This window comes from uncultured Rhodococcus sp., from assembly GCF_963525155.1.
Lineage (GTDB): Bacteria > Actinomycetota > Actinomycetes > Mycobacteriales > Mycobacteriaceae > Rhodococcus_F > Rhodococcus_F qingshengii.
In genome coordinates this window covers 1-3,266 of record NZ_CAURKP010000317.1, presented here as the reverse complement: position 1 = coordinate 3,266, position 3,266 = coordinate 1, and the positions used below count along the sequence as shown (strand labels likewise).

The 3,266-nt window shown below is 61.5% G+C and carries 2 protein-coding genes; both read right to left on the bottom strand.

The window, feature by feature from the left end:
• Window positions 1–23: 23 nt before the first annotated feature.
• Window positions 24–2,840, bottom strand: a complete 2,817-nt coding sequence (locus RWT78_RS28855; protein ID WP_314682829.1) for a DEAD/DEAH box helicase — start codon at window positions 2,838–2,840, stop codon at window positions 24–26.
• Between the two features lie 123 nt (window positions 2,841–2,963).
• Window positions 2,964–3,266, bottom strand: a 303-nt coding sequence (locus tag RWT78_RS28850) for a hypothetical protein (RefSeq protein ID WP_314682826.1), incomplete at its 5' end; no start/stop codon positions are given.

The following is a 3,266-nucleotide window of genomic DNA, read 5'->3' as shown; positions in this document are numbered from 1 at the left end:
ATCGGGGCCCTTACCGCGCGAACTCATTCGCCCACCGCGTCGTCGCCGAGTCGCAACAACTCGTCCAATTGCTCGACGCTCATCTCCGTCACCCAGTTCTCACCGGTCCCGACTGCAAGTTCGGCGAGTTCACTTTTACTCGCGATCATCGTGTCGATTCGCTCTTCCAAAGTTCCGACGCACACCATCTTGCGTACCTGAACGTTCTTTCTCTGACCGATGCGGAAGACACGGTCCGTCGCCTGGTTCTCTACCGCCGGGTTCCACCATCTGTCGAGGTGAACCACATGGTTGGCCGCCGTGAGATTCAGACCCGTGCCGCCGGCCTTGAGCGAGAGCACCATGATGGGCGGGCCGCCTTCACCTTGGAATGCCTCGACCATTGCGTCGCGCCCGGCTTTCGACACTCCGCCGTGGAGAAACGGAACTTCGGTGGTGAACCGGTCGGCCAGGTACGGCACCACTAATTCCCCGAACTCACGAAACTGTGTGAACAACAGAACCTTCTCGTCATCGGCCGTGACCGACTCGACGATATCTTCGACCAGGCCAAGTTTTCCCGAACGGTGTTGCCCGCGGCGCATCACCGGCGAACCGTCGCGCAGGAAGTGCGCCGGATGATTGCACACCTGTTTGAGTTTGGTCAGCGCAGACAGGACGGCGCCTTTGCGCTTCATCCCTTCCGTTCCCTTGATCTGCGCCATCATCTCGTCCACCACGGCGCGGTACAACGCCGCCTGTTCCTCACTGAGATTCGCTCGAACAGTCATCTCCAACTTCTCCGGGAGATCCGCGATCACGGAGGGATCGGTCTTGACCCGTCGCAGCACAAAGGGGGACGTGACGGCTCGCAGTCGAGAGACGGCAAGTTGATCTTTTTCCCGCTCGATCGGCACGACAAACCGTTTGCGGAACATCTGCTCAGAGCCGAGTACCCCGCGATTGGCAAAATCGAGGATGGACCGCAACTCGTCCAGCCGGTTCTCCACCGGCGTTCCGGTCAGAGCAACGCGATGGTCCGCAGGAATGCTGCGAGCAGCGCGGGCCTGAGATGTCTTGGCGTTCTTGATGTGTTGAGCTTCGTCAAGCACCACGCGCCGCCAGTCGAGATCCTTGAGCGCCGCGACGTCGCGGGTCATGAGCGCGTAGGTGGTGATCACCAGATCACTCTCACGAACTGCCTGTTCCAACTCCGCCCCGGTAGCGCGATCCGAACCGTGATGAACGTAGACGCGCAAGCTCGGTACAAATCGCGCCGCTTCACGCTGCCAGTTTCCCACGACCGACATCGGGCACACCAAAAGTGTTGCTGTCTTGGACTTCTCGTGCGCAAGTAACGCCAACAGTTGCAGCGTCTTACCCAGACCCATGTCGTCGGCCAGAACGGCGCCGAGCCCGAGAGCACTCATGTACGCCAACCAGTCGAGACCGCGTCGTTGATACGGACGCAAAGTCGCGTTGACCGTCGACGGTACCGCGACCTGCCGCGGAGCCACCGACTGGTCGAGCAGTGCCGAGGCCCATCCGGTTGCCTTCACTTCCTCGACCGGCAGGTCTTTGAGGTCGTCGGCGATCAAGTCCTTGATCAGATCGACGATCGCTCGGTCCCCGCTCGAATGCCGCTGACTGACAAAACGAGCCGCGCGGGCCAGGACGTCTTTGTCCGCCTGAACCCACTCGCCGCGCAACTGGACCAGATCGGACTTCGCATCGACCAGTCGGGTCATTTCCTCGGCGGTCAGTACCTTGTCTCCGAGCGCCAATTCCCAATCGTATTCCAGCAATTGGTCCATACCGACCGTACGATTCTCCGCAACGATCGGAGACGCCGCCGAGGTCACCCGCACACGCAGGGATGGAGACACCACGTTCCATGCGCGAGGAAGCAGCAGCGTGATCCCTCGCTCTCGCAGGACTATCGCGCCGTGTCCGACCAGGTCCATCACTACAGGAGTGGGCAGCAACAGGTCGAGACTGTCCTCGTCGCGCGGCACGTCGCGAAAACGTGGGTAAGCCTTGATCGCTTCTTCGAGTTTGCGGCTGCCGAGCTGGATACGTTTGGGATCGGCCCGGTGCAGACGAACACGTTCGGGCGCTTCACCTTCGGGACGCAAACACACTTGCAGACGCCACAGCGCATCGTCGTCGGGATCGGAATTGTCGTCGAGTTCAGGCTCGATCAGCCGCAGAACCAAGTCCGGCTCTCCGGCGGTGAACGTCGACCCCCATTCGGCGAGTCCCTCGGCCGCTCGTACCGACACGTCGTCGAAAGCGTCCCCGGACAACACGGCCTGCCACAGCGGGGTCTGCACCACCGGATGTGAGTCCCCGAGAGCACGACGAACGATCGGGTCCGTGAGTTCGTTCGTGATGTCTTCGATCGTCGCCCTCGGCGAACCGACCGCCCGCTGCACCGGCGGCATCGCCACTACCAGTTCACCGATCCAGGCGCGCTGGCGTTCCCCCACTGAAAACTGCCAGCGTGGCCACCAACTTCCTTCAGCCCGCGTCAGTGCGGGGACCACCCGTCCGGCGCGCACCCACCGGTCTATTCCTCGCGCCACGTGTACGAGAAAGTGCAGGTCTCCCGCAATTCGCTGATCGTCGGCCTTGAACCGCAGCAGGAGATCGACTGCGTCCGGCGGCGCCAACGCAACAGCTGCGTACTCACTCTGCAAAGGCCCGCCAGGTACGGGCGGCATAGCGACATTCACACGATGACGGAACTTGCGATGCAGGACAGCACTGACCGGATCACGGGGATCGTCGGTCCCGGCACCGTCGTGCCCGTCGACCCACAGTTTGAGCCCCGATCCCGGTGACCAGAGTCCATGCAGCATCCGACCATCCAATCAGGTGCCACCGACACCACTTCCGGCCTACCGGGCAATAGGCTGGCAGGCATGACGACGGCATACGGCTTCTGCCGTTACGCTAATTATCCCATAGACGTCGACTGCTGATCAGGTGACCAGCCCCTTTGACCTGAGCCAGGCATCCCAGTCGGCTACGGCCTGCTCCGCAAGTTCTACCGCGTCGCGATCCGTGCCGTTCACCCGCACAGACCAGGAATGGTGAACCGATCCCACTTCAGCCTTTGCGTTCGGCACGACTGAACCCTGAAATGTGCTGACTATGACATTGATTCTCGGTACACGGACGGTTGCATTCTGGCTGACCACTTCGGCATAACCCTCGCGCTTACCGGTCACGCGACTCGTGCGGTCCAGATGCAAGTGTTTCGTGCCGTTCGCAACATCCGTACA

Bases quoted from the DNA above. Each gene is read 5' to 3' on its own strand.
- RWT78_RS28855 (WP_314682829.1), bottom strand. From the start codon at position 2,840: ATGCTGCATGGACTCTGGTCACCGGGATCGGGGCTCAAACTGTGGGTC.